The following is a 16,126-nucleotide window of genomic DNA, read 5'->3' as shown; positions in this document are numbered from 1 at the left end:
AAAATTTTATAAGCGCTTACAATATGAAAGGGGGTGGTATAAGCTATACGAAACCCATATTCAATTTTATAGAAAACAAGGAGGATGTCTAAATGACAAAGAAAACAGAAATCCCATCGCATTTAAAACCATTCGTATCCACACAACATTATGATCAATACACGCCGGTGAATCACGCTGTTTGGCGTTACATTATGAGACAAAACCATAATTTCTTAAAAGATGTTGCTCATCCAGCCTATGTGAATGGACTACAATCATCTGGTATTAATATAGATGCGATTCCAAAAGTAGAAGAAATGAATGATTGTTTAGCACCAAGCGGCTGGGGAGCTGTAACGATTGACGGACTCATTCCCGGCGTAGCATTCTTTGATTTTCAAGGTCATGGATTATTACCAATTGCAACAGATATTCGTAAAGTAGAAAATATTGAGTATACACCGGCTCCTGATATCGTTCATGAAGCTGCAGGCCACGCTCCAATTTTGCTTGATCGTACATATGCAAAATATGTGAAACGCTTTGGACAAATTGGTGCGAAAGCTTTCTCTACAAAAGAAGAGCATGATGCATTTGAAGCTGTTCGTACATTAACGATTGTAAAAGAAAGCCCTACTTCTACTCCTGATGAAGTTACAGCTGCTGAAAATGCTGTAATCGAAAAACAAAAACTCGTTTCTGGCTTATCAGAAGCTGAGCAAATTTCACGTCTTTTTTGGTGGACAGTGGAATACGGCTTAATTGGTAATATAAATGATCCGAAAATATACGGTGCTGGTCTCCTTTCCTCTGTCGGTGAAAGTAAGCATTGTTTAACAGATGCTGTGGAAAAAGTTCCTTTTTCCATCGAAGCTTGCACTGGGACAACTTATGACGTAACAAAAATGCAGCCACAGCTATTTGTTTGTGAATCATTTGAAGAACTAACAGAAGCACTTGAAAAGTTTTCTGAAACAATGGCCTTTAAAACAGGTGGAAAAGAAGGTTTAGAAAAAGCAATTCGCTCTGAAAACCATGCAACTGCTGAGCTAAATAGCGGATTACAAATTACAGGTACATTTACAGAGACAATTAAAAATGATGCTGGTGAAGTCATTTACATGAGAACAAGCTCTCCAACTGCATTAGCAATGCATAATAAACAGTTGGCAAATCATTCTACATCTGTACATAGTGATGGATTCGGGACACCGGTCGGATTACTAGATGGAGACATTGCATTAGAAAATTGCACAGAAGAACAGTTACAATCTTTAGGTATTACAATTGGAAACGGTGCAGATTTTACTTTTGCAAGTGACATTCATGTAAAAGGAACAGTAACTAACATTGTAAAGAATGATAATAAAATTGCCCTTATCTCGTTTATAGATTGTACAGTTACTTATAAAGATCGTTTACTATTTGATGCTTCATGGGGCGCATTTGATATGGCTATTGGCTCAACAATTACTTCCGTATTCCCAGGTGCCGCAGATGCTGCAGCATTTTTCCCAATGGATGAAGAAGTTCAAGAAATTCCTGCTCCACTTGTACTGAATGAACTTGAACGTATGTATCAAACAGTTCGCGATATTCGAAATGAAGGTATTTTACACGACGCGCATATCGAGCAATTAGCAGCAATTCAAGAAGTATTAAATAAATTTTATGCGAAAGAATGGCTGCTCCGCCTTGAAATATTAGAATTGCTTTTAGAGCATAACAAAGGGCATAAAACATCATCAGCATTATTACAACAACTTTCTACTTTCACAACTGACGAAGCTGTAACACGTCTTATTAACAATGGTCTTGCACTACTTTCTGTAAAGGATGTGAAAAATGATGCTACGATTAACTGAGGAAGAAGTCCAAGAGGAATTATTGAAGGTAGATAAATGGATGATAAAAGATGAAAAATGGATTGAACGAAAATATATGTTTTCCGACTACTTAAAAGGAGTCGAATTTGTCTCTGAAGCCGCCAAACTATCAGAAGAACATAATCACCATCCATTTATCCTTATCCAGTATAAAGCAGTCATTATTACTTTGTCATCTTGGAATGCAAAAGGTTTAACGAAACTAGATTTTGAGCTTGCGAAGCAATTTGATGAACTATTTTTACAAAATGAAAAAGCAATTATAAGAAAGTAAAAAAGAGAAGCCTTCTTAGGCTTCTCCTTTAATTTTGAAATGAATACAATGTCCAAATGGATCCTCGACCTGTAATATTCCATCTTTGTACGTAGCAATCTTGCCAATATTTTTTAAGCTTTCACATACTTGCTCTTTTTGTTTTTCATCTGCTAGTACAATTGTGAAATATTTCAACCCAACGGAATTTGGCATTTGTGGTGGTATTCCTTCACCTTGCCACGTATTTAAACCGATATGGTGATGATAGCCACCTGCCGATACGAATAGCGCACCATTACGAGCTGGGATTGTTACTTCAAAACCAAGACCATCCACATAGAAACGTTTCGCTTCTTCTAAGTCAGCTACATGTAAATGAATATGTCCCATCACAGTACCAGCTAGGAATCCATTCCATGTACTGCCTTGCTGTAATAATCCTTCGCCATCTAACGGGTTACTAACAAATGGTAGTTCTCCATTTTCATCATGCCAAACTTCTTTTTGGCGATCATGATAAATTTCAATCCCGTTTCCATCTGGATCAGCTAAATAAAGAGCTTCACTAAAGTAATGGTCAGCCCCACCATGTAATGGGTGTACTCTCTCAACAAAATGACGAAGAATATTTGCTAAGTCTTGTCTGTTTGGTAATAAAATTGCGTAGTGATATAAACCAGTTCGACCTCTTTGCTTCGGAAGAGCGTCTTCCTTTTCTTCTATGATGAGAAGTGGCTCATTTTCCTCATTACCAAACGTAACTATTGTACTTTTTTCTTCCAGTACCTTCATACGCAATACTTCAGTATAAAACTCTAGTGATTTCTTTATATTTGATACGTATAAATGAATAACATCAAGTGTTGTGTCGGGATGAAGTTGAAAACTCATCTTGTTAGCCCCCATTTCATTTAGTTCTTCTTTGACATTTTCTCTTTTAAGAAATTATCTACAAAACCATCAGCCTTCGCAACAAATAAGTATGCACCCATCGCTAATAATGCAAGTTCTAACTCAAACCCAGGATTTTTTCCGTCTCCTAACAGGCCTGCTGACCATTTTACTTTCACAATCGCTCCAACCATAACAAGTGCAAATAATAAGCCAATATATCTTACACCTAAACCTAGAATTAACAATAGACCTCCAACTAATTCAACTGTTGCTACACCGTATGCAAGTCCTCCTGGTAAACCAATGCTTGTAAACCACCCTGCAATATTGTCAATTCCTGATTGGAATTTTGTTAAACCGTGCATAAAGAACGTTACCCCTAACACGATACGAATAATTAAGTTACCAATATGTTGATTCATTTCTTTCTCTCCTTTATAGTTTTCTTATACAAAACTTTTATTTACATTACAAAACATACACTAATTATTTTTATTCGTCAATTCATTTTTCATGAGAAAAAATATATTTTTTTTGCTATGATACAAATAGTTGTTTACAAAAAAGGAGCATGATTTTATGAATATCGGTTCTGCAATTCGTGAAATTCGTCAACGTAGAGGTATTACGATCGCCCAAATCTGTGAAGGAACAGGTCTTTCTAAAGGCTTTATGAGTCAAGTTGAAAACAATAAAACATCACCATCTATCTCAACTTTAGAGACGATCTCTAATTTTTTAAATGTTCCCCTTCCCTATTTATTGTTAGAACAAAAGGATCGTTTAAAAATTGTAAAAAAAGAAAAACGTAAATACAGTGTTTATGGAAAAGATGAACAAAGAATTGAGCATGTCGCGGAGCAAGGTGGCCTTCGCCTAAATCTCGTAGAAATTCCTGCTGGGTTTCCAAAAGAAAACTCACCAAATGCTCATGAGGGTGAAGAGTGTCATCTTGTATTACGCGGAAAACTAGAAGTTCAACATGGTGAAGACATTGCAATTGTAGGAGAAGGCGATTCTTTCTCCTGGAATGCATGCGTTCCTCATATTGTTCGTAATATAGGTGAAGAGTCTGCGTTATTACTTATCTCTAGTCATGCGGAAAATCGAAAACGCGTTTACTAATTGATAAAAAAAGAAGCCTGTTTCGTAACAGGCTTCTTTCTTATCCCCTTATAATTCCATAACTTGTCCCAACTAGTACGGTCTTTTCATGTTGATTACGATATACTGACTCAATTGAAACTTTTTTATACCCTTCCATTTGTTCAATATTTGTTAAAGTTAATTCACAAGTAATCGTATCCCCTGTAAAAACTGGCCTAATAAATTCGCTTACTAATTCCCTTGCTATGTAATGTAACTCTTCGCCTACTTTCGTCCCAATACTAGCCGTCAATAAACCATGAACCATTAACCTTCCATTCTCATCATATTCCATATGATGCCTACCTTTATCACCTGTAATATTGGCAAATTCGAAAACTTCTTCCTCGGTAAATCTTCTTTCATATTTAAATACATCCCCAACTTTTACATTCATTTTTATCCCCCATTTAATAAACTGAATTTTCTTTCATTTTATCATAAAATGAGTCTCAATTCAGTTTATATTAATTAAAATAGCAATCCTTTTTCTTCACTACCTTATAAGTTTATCGGTGCCCATCCTTTTTTGCTACTTGATACCCGTAGTACGCACATGTCCCATTTCTTGATAACTCTCTTACTTCAAAACCACAACTTCTATAAAAATCAAAATTGTTAGCGGCTGTATGTGCAAACCAATCACCATGAGGAAGCTTTTGCAAACAAAGAGCTACCAGTTTCTTACCTAATCCTTTCCCTCTATACTCACACTTCACAACTAAATTTACTATGTTAGCAACCATGATTTGATCAGAAATTACTCTAACCATCGCGACCATCTCTTCTTCATCCCAAATTGTGAAAGCCCATGTTGAATTTTCAAATGCTATCGAAAATTTTTCAATTTGCCAAGAAGGGATATTATCATTACTCCAACCAGCATCTTCAAATAATGTTTTAACTGCATATGCTGGCACTCCATTCGTTCCTTCACGAATAATTAGTCCATTATGATAAATATACATGTAATCCCTCCTTTTATTTTTATATACCATTCTTCAAAAAGTATATTTCACCTTTAAAAAAGTGAACTTTTTCATCCAACTCTCTTAATAGAATAAACTAAGACATCAATCCCATGAAATGCAGTTGTTTTTTCATAGCTAAGTCCTGTTTTTCTAGCTACAAATATTGAAGCTGGGTGGTTCGGATTAATAAGTGAAATTAATTTATTCATTTGTAATGCTTGAAAACCATAGTCTCGAAATGCCGCTGCAGCCTCTTTCGCATACCCTTTCCCCCAGTACTTAGGAAGTAGCCAATAGCCAATCTCAATTTCCTCTTTTCCATCTACCTTCTGTTTGACAAGCCCTGCATGACCAATTCGTATTCCCGTCTCTTTTTCAATCATTACAAATAAACCTAGACCATTTTTATAATTCGGAAGCACCCATTCCTCCAAACTTTTTTTGCATTGCATATATGTTTTTAACGTCCCATTTCCAATATAGCGCATTACCTTCTCATTCCCCCATAAAGACGCATAAAACGATAAATCATCCCTTGTATATTTACGAAATTGTAAGCGATCTGTATGGAACACTTTTTAACTCACTCCCATCATTTTGAACCTTATTACATATCAATATATTTCAAACTATATAAATGTTTATCGAAAAAGAAAGAAAATTCAGTCTTATAAAGGTGTATTATATCAAAAAAAAGCAGTAGACAAAAGAGTGTCTACTGCATCCATATCATAACTAGCAAAAAGAAAACTACAATTGAGGGGGGTGTAGGATTTTCAAATATACTAGATACTTATCCCGTTCTAACGGGCGGTAAACTTTCCAATTATATTAAAGTGAAAAGTTTACCGCACATAAGAACTTTTACGGTGATTAAGAGAGCACCGTTAAGTACTTAAATACACGCTGTGCTTTTTCTCCACCCATTCGAGCATGTTGAAGAAGGGAAATACCATGTGGGCCAGATGCACGTAATGCTTCTGGTTGTGCTACTAAAATAGCTTGTACAACTTCTAACTCTCCAAGCATAGCTGCTGCAAAAACATCCATCCGAGCACCCTTTTCTAGTAAATAAAGAGCAATATCTTTACGACCCACATGTGCTGCTGCTCCTAAAGCACTTTCCCAATCTGAACCGCCCCAATTATAAGAAGAATGAAGTAAGCTTGGTGATTCGAACAAAAGCTCCTGTACCCTTTCTAGATCTCCATGAGCTGCCATAATAAATTCTCTTACTAATTCAGTGGTAATACATTCTTCTGTTTGCATCGCTCTGCTCCTTTTTTAGAAATTCGTTTCGGTGTAAAAAATGGCTTGTCGCTTCCTTGAAAAATATCTACTTCTATGCCAAATACATGTTGAAACATTTGTTGACATAATACTTCTTCTGGTACACCGTCATACTGAATCTTGCCTTGCTTTAATACGAGTAAACGATCACTATATTGAGCCGCTTGGTTAATGTCATGTAAAACCATTATAATTGTCATACCAAACTCCTCGTTTAATCGTTTCACAAGTTCCATTACTTCCAACTGGTGAACGATATCCAAAAAGGTTGTTGGTTCATCTAATAATAGGACATTTGTACGTTGTGCTAGCGTCATCGCAATCCAAGCACGTTGTCTTTCTCCTCCTGACAAAGACTGTAAAAGACGATATTCATACCCTTCAAGATTTGTAACAGACAATGCCCAATCAACAATTTCTTCATCTTCTTTATTCAAGCGACTACTCCATGATTTATGAGGACCTCTTCCGAACTGTATTAACTCTTTCACTGTTAAATCTAATTGATGATCATGCATTTGTGGTAACATCGCTAATTGCTGCGCTACATCCACACTCTTCATCGTATGAATATTTTCCCCATCTAAAATGATATCTCCTTCGCTTTGTTTAAGTAGCCTTGCTATTAAACGAAGCAAAGTAGACTTCCCCGACCCATTCGGACCGATTAAACTAACGATTTCTCCAGCTTTAATATGTACATTCATATTTTGCATTTGAAATCTTTCAGAATGTGCGTAAAACACTTTGTTAACGGAAATCACGTTGTTTTCCTCCTCTATGAATTAAATATAAGAAGAACGGACCGCCCAAGAAGGACAATAAAATACCAACAGGCAATTCGATTGGATCGAACCAACTTCGAGCTATCGCATCCGCGAAAACAAGTAATATCCCTCCGCCAAGGCAGGATAATGGCAGTAAATATTTATAGTCATTTCCAACTAATAAACGTAACATATGTGGTACAACAAGACCGACAAATCCAATAAGTCCAGAAACACTAACCGCAATTCCAGCTAATAATGTACTTACTACTATTAAATAAAACCGACTTCTCTCCACGTTATGCCCTAATAATTTCGCCATTTCATCTCCTAGCATTAATACTCGAATATGCTTAATGCCAAAGAAAGCCAATATAATAGCGAATATTGCATAATAAATAATCATGTTTAAATGCGCCCAACTTACACCACCAATACCACCAGCTAACCACGGTAACACAGATTGTACTTTATCACTATGTAGTAACATTAATGCTGACGTTGCTGCACCAATTAATGCATTGATTGATACACCTACTAAGACGATTCTTGAAGGCGGTGCCCCTTTTTGCCATGATAAAGCGTAAATAACCATCGCTGTTATGAAAGCACCTAAAAATGCTCCTAGCGGTAAAAAAGCCATATGCTGAGGGAATAGAATCATAATTACAATTGCTACAAGACCTGCTCCGGATGAAACCCCGATAATACCAGGGTCTGCAAGAGGGTTTCTCATAACCCCTTGCAGTAATGCTCCAGATGTAGCTAAACACGTTCCTACTATAAACCCAACAAGCACTCTCGGTATACGAAGATCCCATACAATTCGATGAACTGTCGAATCTTCATCTTGTATCCCTGTTAGAATGTCTCCTAAAGAAAAGGATAAACTTCCTGCGAAAAGACCATAAAAAAGACCTAGAATCGTTAATACAACTAAAATAACTGCTGTTACCCATCTTTTTTTCGCAAAAGGATGTTCCTTTTCTCTTACTGCTTCACTACTCTCCATACTCATCATTTCCTTACATCTTGTATACTTTTATACATAAAGTCCATTGCTTCTGTTACTTTTGTTCCAGGATTTGATCCAAATAAATTTGGTGGCAAAATAACAACACGATTTTGTTTGACTGCATCTAAATTTTTCCACGCTTCATTTTTCATCATTCCGCCTTCAAATGCTTTTTTCACACTATTTGGATCTCCATGTGTAATTAAATAAATTACATCTGGGTTCGCCTCAATAATGCGTTCTACACTTAGCTGTGCATATTGCGGATATTCTTTCATTTCTGGAAAACCAGCTGCAATATTTTTACCGCCCGTTTTTTCTAAAATATCACCTGACAGAGATGTTGGTAACGCTGCTAAATAAGTGCCTGGTGCTCCATACACTAGTAATGCTTTAACGTCACTCTTTTTCTCATATTTCTTCATTTGATCATTAATTTTTTGATTAAGTTCTTTTGCTTTATCTTCTTTCTTCATCACTGTTCCATACATTTCAATACTCTTTTGAATATCTTTTACAGAATTGGCTGAAGAAATGATTACTTTTGTTCCTTGTCCTTCAACCGTTGGAATGTTCTTTTGGAATCCATTGTTAGCAACAAGTACATCCGGTTTTAAACTAGCAATTTGCTCAAAATTCGGTTGATGTGCATTCCCGATTACTTGCGCTTTCTTTAATTCCTCTGGGAGAGTTAATTTTGTATCAGGACGACCTACTATTTTTCCACCTAAAGCATGAATAATATCCATGTCTCCCATACTCAACGTAGCAAAACTTTCAGGAACTTTATTGAATGTTACCTTTCTGTTTGAGAGATCGGTAATTTCGATTTTGTCTGTTCCTTTTTCTGTTTTTGTTGCAGCTGCTTTTTCGTTTTCCTTTGCACTGCAACCTATTAACAAGAAAAAAATAGATAAGATCGCTGTGAACAGCGTAATAGATTTTTTCATTCTTCCACCTCTAATTGATAATGATAATCATTGACTACTATTCTACTTTAATTGATAAGGATTATCATTGTCAACATGAAACGCATACATTTTCTACAAAAAACAAAAAAACGCTACAAAAAGATTTCTTCTTTTCGTAGCGCCCTATTTAACAATTTTCTTCATATTCGTTCTCCTCTAATTGGTCACGCATCGTTCTAACACGCTTAAAGAAGAAAAAAGCAAGAACTAAAAATACAATAATACTTCCCATCATAGCAAAAGACTGTACCATACTTTTTATTCCACTTGGAATTAATAAACCGATCATTAAAAATGTACTTATAGCTAAAAGTACTTGTGCAAACCGGGTATAATCTGCTATTTTTTCTTGTAATTCTTTCATCTGCTTATCACTCCCATCCTCACTTTATCACATTCTATCAAGCTTAAAGACAAGTAAATAGAACCAATCTGGGAGATGTTTTCCAAAGTAAAAAAGAGCCGCTTACTCGCGGCTCTTTTTTATCTATTATACGCCTTTATATGCTTCCATATAGATTTCTTTCAGCTCTGAAATGAGCGGTAATTTTGGATTAGCTGTTGTACATTGATCTTCAAAAGCTCTTTCTGCTAATAATCCAACAACCCCTTCAAATTGGTCTTTAGCAACTCCTTGTCCTGCAATACTCATATTTATATTTAAACTTTTTCCAAGCTCAATAATTGCTTGGACGAGTGATTCCACACCTTCCGCCGCTGAACTTGCTGGAAGCCCGAGCATTCTCGCAATATGTGCATAGCGTTCATCAGCCACAAAGTGCTCATATTTTGGGAACAATGCGTGTTTTCTTGGCTTAATAGCATTATAGCGGACTACATGCGGCATAAGAATTGCATTCGCACGCCCGTGCGGAATATGGAATTCTGGTCCAATTTTATGCGCTAAACTGTGATTAATACCTAGGAAAGCATTTGCAAATGCCATCCCTGCGATTGCGGAAGCATTATGCATTTTTTCTCGTGCTTCTTCATCATTTCCATCTTTATATGCTCTCGGTAAATATTTAAATACGAGATCAATTGCTTTTAATGCTAATCCATCTGTATAGTCATTTGCCAAAACAGACACATACGCCTCGATTGCATGCGTTAATACGTCCATACCAGTGTCTGCTGTTACATGTGGTGGTACTGTCATTACAAATTGCGGATCAACAATTGCTACATCTGGCGTTAATTCATAATCCGCGAGTGGATACTTTATATTATTTTTCTTATCTGTAATAACTGCAAATGGTGTCACTTCTGACCCTGTTCCTGATGTTGTTGGAATGGCAACAAACTGCGCTTTATTTCCTAATTCCGGATATTTACATGTACGTTTTCTTATATCTAAAAATTTCTGTTTAATGCCATAGAATGTTGTTTCTGGGTGCTCATAGAAGAGCCACATCCCTTTTGCCGCATCCATAGCTGAACCGCCACCAAGTGCGATAATTACATCAGGCTTAAAGCTTTTCATCATGTCCGCACCTTTAAATACAGTTTCATCTGATGGATCTGGCTCAACTTCAAAGAAAACTTCAACTTTCACATCATTTGCATGCTTACGTAAATAGTGCGTAACTGTATCTACATAACCGTGCTCAACCATCCCTGGATCCGTTACAATAAATGCGCGGGAAATGTTAGGCATGTTTGCTAAATATGCTGTCGCATGTTTTTCAAAATAAATTTTGGGTGGTAATTTGAACCACTGCATATTCTTTTTTCTATTTGCCAACCTTTTTATATTTAATAAATGAGTAGCTGTTACATTTTGAGAAACTGAGTTTTTCCCGTAGGAGCCACAACCAAGCGTAAGTGATGGAATAAATCCATTATATATATCACCAATTCCCCCTTGTGATGAAGGTGCATTTACAATGAGACGGCAGGCTTTCATACGTAACCCAAATTGTTTTTGTACTTCTTTATTTGTAGAATGGATAACCGCTGAATGCCCTAGGCCACCAAGGTCTAACATTTCTTCGCAATATGTAAATCCTTCTTCTAATGAATTTGCCTTTACACAAGCTAACACTGGGCTTAGCTTCTCACGAGATAGTGGATATGATGCCCCGATACCTTTAATTTCAGCTACAAGCATTTTTGTATGTTCAGGTACAGTAATTCCTACTAATTCAGCAATATACTGCGCAGATTTCCCAACAATATCACTATTTACTGCACATGTATTTTCATTAATAACAAGCTTTTCTAATTTTTTTCTCTCTTTTTCTGTTACAAAATAACAATTATTTGCAATCATTTCTGTTTTAACATCATCATAAATTTCCTTGTCTACAATGATAGCTTGTTCCGATGCACAAATCATACCGTTATCAAATGTTTTCGATAAAATTAAATCATTAACAGCGCGTTTTACATGTGCCGACTTCTCTATATAACATGGTACATTACCAGGGCCTACACCTAGCGCGGGTTTGCCAGTAGAATAAGCTGATTTCACCATACCAGCTCCTCCAGTCGCTAGAACGAGTGCAACACCTTCATGGTTCATTAATTGTTTCGTTGCTTCCACAGAAGGTCTTTCAATCCATTGAATACAGTGCTTTGGTGCACCGGCCTTCACTGCTGCATCATATACTGTTTTCGCCGCTGCAATGGAACAGTTTTGTGCAGAAGGATGAAATGCGAAAATAATTGGATTTCTCGTTTTTATCGCGATTAACGCTTTAAACATTGTTGTCGACGTTGGGTTAGTTACTGGCGTTACCCCAGCTACTACACCGACAGGTTCTGCAATTTCTATTACTTCTTCATGAGGATCTTCATGAATAATTCCTACCGTTTTATCTTTCTTTATACTATGCCAAATATATTCAGTGGCAAAAATATTTTTAATGCATTTATCTTCATATACACCACGGCCGGTTTCTTCAACAGCCAACTTCGCAAGTAGCATATGTTGATCGACACCCGCAAGCGCCATTTTATGAACAATGTTGTCAATTTGCTCTTGTGTAAAACTTTCTAATGCTTGTAAAGCTTGTTGACCGTTCTTCACTAACGTATCAATCATCTCTTTTACCTCTTGCATTTCATTTACAACTTTCTCTTTGACTACCATGTAAATTCCCTCCTATTCTGTTATCACGGTCTTTATAAGTCCGTATAGGTCATAATAAGTCCCGATTAGCGAAAAAAAATAGAGTTACCGTCCTACATGAATCCCATTGTTTGTGAAACATTTCACAAGTTTATTCGTGAATAACATTTCATGAATTCAATATACATGAAATCATTTCATTTGTGTATGTCTAATTTGTGAAACATTTCACAAATTAATATAATAAAATGCACTGCTCTATATTAGCAGTGCATTTTTACTATGCTAGTGCTTGTGCTAAATCTTCAATTAAATCTTCCCCATCTTCAATACCAACAGAGATTCGAATTAATGTATCTGTAATTCCTAATTCTTTACGGCGATCTGCTGGGATTGATGCATGTGTCATTTGAGACGGGATAGAAATTAAACTTTCTACTGCTCCTAAACTTTCAGCAAGTGTGAAGTACTGTAACTTCTCAAGTACTCCATTTAACGTTTCCTCACTATCTACATCAAATGAGATGATTGCACCAAATCCATTCGCCTGTTCTGTTGCTAATTCGTGATTTTGATGTGATTCAAGACCTGGATAATATACTTTATTTACTTTTGGATGGTTATTTAAAAACTCAGCAATTGCGCGTGAATTTATTTCATGCTCTTCCATACGAATTCCTAACGTTTTTAGACCGCGAAGTAGTAGGAAGCTATCTTGTGGTCCAAGAATACCTCCTGTTGAGTTTTGCACGAAATGAAGGTCTTCTGCTAGTTGTGGGCTATTTACAACGACTAGGCCTGCAACTACGTCACTATGACCTCCTAAATATTTCGTTGCACTATGAAGTACAATGTCTGCTCCTAAAGAGATTGGCGACTGCCAATATGGCGTCATGAATGTGTTATCAATAATTGTTAATAAGTCGTTTTCTTTAGCAAGAGTAGATATTTTCTTAATATCAGTAATTTTTAGTAATGGATTTGTTGGTGTTTCTACATAAATTGCTTTCGTATTTGGGCGAATTGCTTCTACAACTTCCTCTAGGTTTGTTGTATCTACAAATGTATGCTCAATACCGAAGCGGTTTAATACTTTCGTAATAACACGGTACGTTCCGCCATAAACATCATCTGTTAAAATGACATGATCACCTTTTGAGAACAACATAATTGTCGCTGTAATAGCAGCCATTCCTGAGCCAAATGCAAATCCAGCATGACCATTTTCTAATACAGCAATCATTTCTTCTAAAGCTGCACGTGTCGGGTTGCCTGTACGTGAATATTCATATCCTTGATGCTTACCAACTGCTTCTTGTTTGTACGTACTTGTTTGATAGATCGGTACGTTTACAGATCCAGTTGAAGGTTCTCCTATGCGAATACCATGAATTAACTTTGTCTTTGCTCTCATTTTTTATTCCCATCCTTTGTATATGTCTTTGCTTAAATAGCGCTCACTACTATCAGGAAAAATCGTTACAATATTTGTACCTGGTGTTGCTTTCTCTGCCTCAAGTAAGCTCGCATGAAATGCTGCTCCTGAAGAGCTTCCAACGAGAAGTCCTTCTTTTTGCGCTAATTCTTTCACTCGTAAAAATGCATGTCGATCAGAAATCGTATGAATTCCATCAAAATAAGATGTTTTTAAAAATGGTGGAATGAATTCAAGACCAATACCTTCTGTTTCATGTGAACCAGCTTTACCGCCATTTAAAATAGAGCCTTCTGGTTCTACAATAACCGCTTTAATATCAATATTTTTCTCTTTCAAATAAGATGCAGTTCCCATAAACGTACCGCCAGTCCCTGCCCCTGCAACAAATATGTTAATCTCTCCATTCAGTGCCGACCAAAGTTCAGGACCTAATGTTTTGAAATAAGCACGCGGATTTGCTTCGTTCGCAAACTGACTTGGAGAGTATGAATTCGGTATTTCATTTACTAACTCTTTTGCTTTTGCAATTGCGCCGGTCATTCCTTGCTCAGTCGGTGTATGCACGACCGTTGCACCTAGCGCTTTCATTAATTCTTGTTTCTCAATACTAAATTTCTCTGGTACACAAACAATAACGCGTAAATCATGTTCTAACGCTGCAAGTGCCAGTCCAATGCCAGTATTTCCAGCCGTCGGTTCAATAATTGTTCCGCCCTGGGTAACAAGCCCTTTTTCTAACGCATCTTCGATTAATTCTCTTCCTAAACGATCCTTAACGCTTCCGCCTGGGTTGTAAAATTCAAGCTTTGCAAATAAACGGACTCCTTCTGGAAGTGAAAAACGAGTAATTTCTACAATTGGTGTATGACCAATCAATTCATGAACGCCACGATATACATTCATCGTGTTCTCCCCCTTATTTGCCAATAAAGAAAAGGCAACTGTATGTATTTTCTTTATATGAGACAGTTGCCTTTTTGTTACATTACTTTAACTCTTCTAGTACCTTTACGATAAAGTTTGTAGAATGAAGAGCTGCTTGATCTAAAAATTGATCAAATGAAACATTTGATTCTTTACCTGCAATATCAGAAAGTGCACGAATAATAACAAACGGAACTTCATATTGGTGGCATACTTGTGCAACAGCTGCTGCTTCCATTTCTACTGCATAAAGATCTTCAAATTTATCACGAATTGCCGCAACGCGGTTCGGATCACTCATAAATGAATCGCCTGTTGCAATCATACCTTTTACAACTTGAATATTTTCTTCTGCCTGCATACATTTCTCAGCTAATGCAACTAATGCGTCATCAGCTTTAAATCCAGGCGGCATTCCTGGCACTTGACCATATTCATAGTTAAATGCTGTTACATCTACGTCATGGTGACGAACTTCTGTTGAAATAACCACATCTCCAACATTTAAAGAGTGATGGAATCCACCAGCTGAACCAGTATTAATTACTTTTTCAGGCTTATATCTTTCTAATAAAATCGTCGTTGACATCGCTGCGTTTACTTTACCAATACCAGACTTTAACAAGATTACTTCATGTCCTGCTAATAGCCCTTTCGTAAATTCACAACCTGCAACAGTTTCTGTTTCTGCTTGTTCTAGTTTGTCACGTAAAATACGTACTTCTTCTTCCATTGCTCCAATTACAGCAATTCTCAATCTAATCCCTCTTTCTATTGCTTAGTTGCCTCCATTACCCAAACGAAATGATTTAATCTCGTGAACGTTACATGGAAGCCATTGTTTTCAAAAATAGATTGCATGATAGGAATACGTGTATAGTATTCTGTTTGCAAATCGTTTGCTAGCTGATGAAAACCTCTTTGTTTTGCTACTTCGACAGTTTTATCATATGCATCTTGATCTGCAAATATCGTATCAGCAAACACTATTTTACCACCTTTGTTTAGCAATTGACTATACTTCGCAATTGCTACGTCTTTTTCTTCATCTATTAAATGATGAAATGCGTAAGTGCTCACAATAGTATCGATTGAATTTGGGACTTCAAATGAAAGAAAATCACCCTCTGTAATTGAAAATTCTTTTGGTAATTTCTCTTTTGCAATAGTACGCATTTCGCGTGACGGTTCTATACCGTAAACTGTGCGACCAGCAAGTAATAATTTATTTGTTAAATTGCCAGTACCAACACCAAATTCTAATACGTTGCCAAATGACTTGTTAACTACATCCTCTAAAATGTCCTCATAATGGGCGAAAACTTCTTTATATTGTATATCTTCGCCTTGTACAAATGAGTCGTACGTATGAGCCCATTCATCAAATAAACCATTAAATTCTGTTCCCATAAAAATTCCCCTTTTTCTTATCGGTTTTATCAGTATAATATGCCCTCTTTCCAAAAATGTCAATTGAAATGCACATGGTATTTCCTTCTTTTCTTTGTTACAC

18 protein-coding genes are annotated in these 16,126 nt (G+C 36.5%); 3 read left to right on the top strand and 15 right to left on the bottom strand.

What is annotated here, in order from left to right; translation table 11 throughout:
- The first annotated feature begins 92 nt into the window (after nt 1–92).
- Both JDS80_RS00820 and JDS80_RS00815 read left to right on the top strand, forming a co-directional pair.
- Nucleotides 93–1,847: an aromatic amino acid hydroxylase gene (locus JDS80_RS00820; RefSeq protein ID WP_199636802.1), complete on the top strand. Its 1,755-nt coding sequence runs from the start codon at nt 93–95 to the stop codon at nt 1,845–1,847.
- Nucleotides 1,828–2,142, top strand: coding sequence for a 4a-hydroxytetrahydrobiopterin dehydratase (locus JDS80_RS00815; protein ID WP_071747406.1), 315 nt, complete (start codon nt 1,828–1,830; stop codon nt 2,140–2,142). Before JDS80_RS00820 ends, JDS80_RS00815 begins: the two co-directional genes overlap by 20 nt.
- A gap of 15 nt (nt 2,143–2,157) precedes the next feature.
- On the opposite strand, the gene JDS80_RS00810 is transcribed toward JDS80_RS00815, so the two are convergent.
- Together JDS80_RS00810 and JDS80_RS00805 are read right to left on the bottom strand one after the other, a co-directional pair.
- On the bottom strand, nt 2,158–3,015 hold the full coding sequence (locus JDS80_RS00810; RefSeq protein ID WP_199636801.1) for a VOC family protein: 858 nt from the start codon (nt 3,013–3,015) through the stop codon (nt 2,158–2,160).
- A gap of 20 nt (nt 3,016–3,035) precedes the next feature.
- Nucleotides 3,036–3,440 (bottom strand): DoxX family protein, encoded by a 405-nt coding sequence (locus JDS80_RS00805; protein WP_001071557.1) that lies wholly within the window; start codon nt 3,438–3,440, stop codon nt 3,036–3,038.
- A gap of 157 nt (nt 3,441–3,597) precedes the next feature.
- Between JDS80_RS00805 and JDS80_RS00800 the strand changes: the two genes are divergently transcribed.
- Nucleotides 3,598–4,143, top strand: coding sequence for a helix-turn-helix domain-containing protein (locus tag JDS80_RS00800; protein WP_199636799.1), 546 nt, complete (start codon nt 3,598–3,600; stop codon nt 4,141–4,143).
- A gap of 40 nt (nt 4,144–4,183) precedes the next feature.
- Here JDS80_RS00800 and JDS80_RS00795 read toward each other — a convergent pair whose 3' ends face one another.
- The 13 genes from JDS80_RS00795 to JDS80_RS00735 all read right to left on the bottom strand — a co-directional run bounded on the left by JDS80_RS00795 (nt 4,184) and on the right by JDS80_RS00735 (nt 16,023).
- Nucleotides 4,184–4,561: a hotdog family protein gene (locus JDS80_RS00795; RefSeq protein ID WP_071747409.1), complete on the bottom strand. Its 378-nt coding sequence runs from the start codon at nt 4,559–4,561 to the stop codon at nt 4,184–4,186.
- A 112-nt stretch (nt 4,562–4,673) separates the two neighbouring features.
- Complete coding sequence (locus tag JDS80_RS00790) at nt 4,674–5,132, bottom strand: GNAT family N-acetyltransferase (RefSeq protein ID WP_071747410.1); 459 nt, start codon at nt 5,130–5,132, stop codon at nt 4,674–4,676.
- A gap of 71 nt (nt 5,133–5,203) precedes the next feature.
- Nucleotides 5,204–5,710, bottom strand: coding sequence for a GNAT family N-acetyltransferase (locus JDS80_RS00785; RefSeq protein ID WP_000469117.1), 507 nt, complete (start codon nt 5,708–5,710; stop codon nt 5,204–5,206).
- A gap of 298 nt (nt 5,711–6,008) precedes the next feature.
- Nucleotides 6,009–6,404 (bottom strand): ankyrin repeat domain-containing protein, encoded by a 396-nt coding sequence (locus JDS80_RS00780; RefSeq protein WP_199636798.1) that lies wholly within the window; start codon nt 6,402–6,404, stop codon nt 6,009–6,011.
- The gene (locus JDS80_RS00775; RefSeq protein ID WP_199636797.1) at nt 6,371–7,189 is read right to left on the bottom strand and encodes an ATP-binding cassette domain-containing protein; all 819 of its coding nucleotides are present in this window, start codon (nt 7,187–7,189) and stop codon (nt 6,371–6,373) included. The genes JDS80_RS00780 and JDS80_RS00775 overlap by 34 nt, the downstream gene beginning before the upstream one ends.
- The gene (locus JDS80_RS00770) at nt 7,176–8,204 is read right to left on the bottom strand and encodes a FecCD family ABC transporter permease (RefSeq protein ID WP_071747457.1); all 1,029 of its coding nucleotides are present in this window, start codon (nt 8,202–8,204) and stop codon (nt 7,176–7,178) included. Before JDS80_RS00770 ends, JDS80_RS00775 begins: the two co-directional genes overlap by 14 nt.
- Nucleotides 8,205–8,209: 5 nt before the next feature.
- Complete coding sequence (locus JDS80_RS00765; protein ID WP_199636795.1) at nt 8,210–9,157, bottom strand: ABC transporter substrate-binding protein; 948 nt, start codon at nt 9,155–9,157, stop codon at nt 8,210–8,212.
- 148 nt (nt 9,158–9,305) lie between these two features.
- Complete coding sequence (locus JDS80_RS00760; RefSeq protein ID WP_199636794.1) at nt 9,306–9,542, bottom strand: YrhC family protein; 237 nt, start codon at nt 9,540–9,542, stop codon at nt 9,306–9,308.
- Nucleotides 9,543–9,668: 126 nt separating this feature from the next.
- Nucleotides 9,669–12,272: a bifunctional acetaldehyde-CoA/alcohol dehydrogenase gene (gene adhE / locus JDS80_RS00755; protein ID WP_199636793.1), complete on the bottom strand. Its 2,604-nt coding sequence runs from the start codon at nt 12,270–12,272 to the stop codon at nt 9,669–9,671.
- A 259-nt stretch (nt 12,273–12,531) separates the two neighbouring features.
- Nucleotides 12,532–13,665, bottom strand: coding sequence for a bifunctional cystathionine gamma-lyase/homocysteine desulfhydrase (locus JDS80_RS00750; protein WP_071771707.1), 1,134 nt, complete (start codon nt 13,663–13,665; stop codon nt 12,532–12,534).
- Nucleotides 13,666–13,668: 3 nt separating this feature from the next.
- A complete protein-coding gene (locus tag JDS80_RS00745; protein ID WP_199636791.1) occupies nt 13,669–14,592 on the bottom strand; it encodes an O-acetylserine dependent cystathionine beta-synthase in 924 nt (307 codons plus the stop codon).
- An 82-nt stretch (nt 14,593–14,674) separates the two neighbouring features.
- Nucleotides 14,675–15,370 (bottom strand): 5'-methylthioadenosine/S-adenosylhomocysteine nucleosidase, encoded by a 696-nt coding sequence (mtnN, locus tag JDS80_RS00740; RefSeq protein ID WP_001217032.1) that lies wholly within the window; start codon nt 15,368–15,370, stop codon nt 14,675–14,677.
- A 14-nt stretch (nt 15,371–15,384) separates the two neighbouring features.
- Nucleotides 15,385–16,023 carry a class I SAM-dependent DNA methyltransferase gene (locus JDS80_RS00735; protein ID WP_002015267.1) on the bottom strand — a complete coding sequence of 213 codons (639 nt, stop codon included), beginning with the start codon at nt 16,021–16,023 and terminating at the stop codon, nt 15,385–15,387.
- Between the last annotated feature and the right edge of the window lie 103 nt (nt 16,024–16,126).

The organism is Bacillus cereus group sp. N8, from assembly GCF_016483685.1.
In the GTDB taxonomy this organism is placed as follows: Bacteria; Bacillota; Bacilli; order Bacillales; family Bacillaceae_G; genus Bacillus_A; species Bacillus_A proteolyticus.
Note: the sequence above shows the minus strand (reverse complement) of the source record. Positions and strands in the feature narration are given on the sequence as shown.